Source organism: Mycobacterium sp. E342 (assembly GCF_001667665.1).
Lineage (GTDB): Bacteria > Actinomycetota > Actinomycetes > Mycobacteriales > Mycobacteriaceae > Mycobacterium.
The window spans coordinates 1-904 of record NZ_LZJM01000047.1; the positions used below are offsets into that span (position 1 = coordinate 1).

The 904-nt window shown below is 69.5% G+C and carries 2 protein-coding genes; one reads left to right on the forward strand and one right to left on the reverse strand.

Features of this window, described 5'->3' with window-relative positions:
* Positions 1 to 151: TetR family transcriptional regulator (locus A5692_RS02635; RefSeq protein WP_156765898.1), on the reverse strand; the 151-nt coding region annotated here is incomplete at its 3' end.
* Positions 152 to 294: 143 nt separating this feature from the next.
* Between A5692_RS02635 and A5692_RS02640 the strand changes: the two genes are divergently transcribed.
* The coding region (locus A5692_RS02640) for a TetR/AcrR family transcriptional regulator (protein ID WP_068051724.1) at positions 295 to 904 on the forward strand (610 nt) is incomplete at its 3' end.

Below are 904 nucleotides of genomic sequence, written 5' to 3' on the forward strand. Positions count from 1 at the left end.
CGCTGGTGATGTTCGCAGCCCGGGCGATCTCACGGATGGTGGCGCCCGCGTACCCGACCTCGGCCACGCAGCGCATGGTGACAACGACGATCCGCTGCCGCGTCTCCTCGCCGCTGGCACCGACCGGACGTCCCCGTTGCGCCCGCGTCACCGTGCTGTCCTCACTCGCGCGTCCCGTCCGCCGGCTCTCGGTGCCCGACACAGTCGAATATAATCGAGTGATCGATTAGTTCCGGCTTCGCCGCGGAGGTGCGTAGTGCGTGATGGACGGAGCTGCCACGTGCTTCCCGCCGCATGAGCGCCACGCCGCCGCGATTGGGCCGCCCGGTGGGTGCCGACGGTGAGCAGACCCGGGCCCGCATCATCACCGCCGCGATGCGATGCGTGGCCGAGAATGGCTATTCGCGCACCACGATTCGCGAGATCGCCCGGGCGGCGAACATCACCAGCGCCAGCCTCTACAACTACTTTCCGAACAAGGCGGAGCTGATCAACGCCGCGATAGCGGCGCGCACGGACGTCGCGTTGCCGCGGCTGCGCGCGGCCGCCGCGCGCCCGGGGACCGCCGTCGACCGCATCGAGGCGGTGCTCGACGAATCGGGCCGGCTCATGCGCGAGTATCCCGATCTTGCCGCCTTCGAGTGGGTGATCCGCGCCGAAGGCGCTGTCGCCCGCGATTCGCGGCTCGCGGCCGACTTCCAGGTGTTTCGCGGAATCATCGAGGGTGTCATCGACGATGCCTACCGCCGGGGCGAGCTCGCGCACCGGGCCGACCGCAACGGCATCGTCGAGGCCGTCTACGCGCTGATCTATGGGTTGACGGAGCTGGCGGCCACGTCGCCGCCCCGGGACTATCACGCCGCGCTGGACGCGGCCAAGAAATTGATCCGGGGAACGTTGCTCG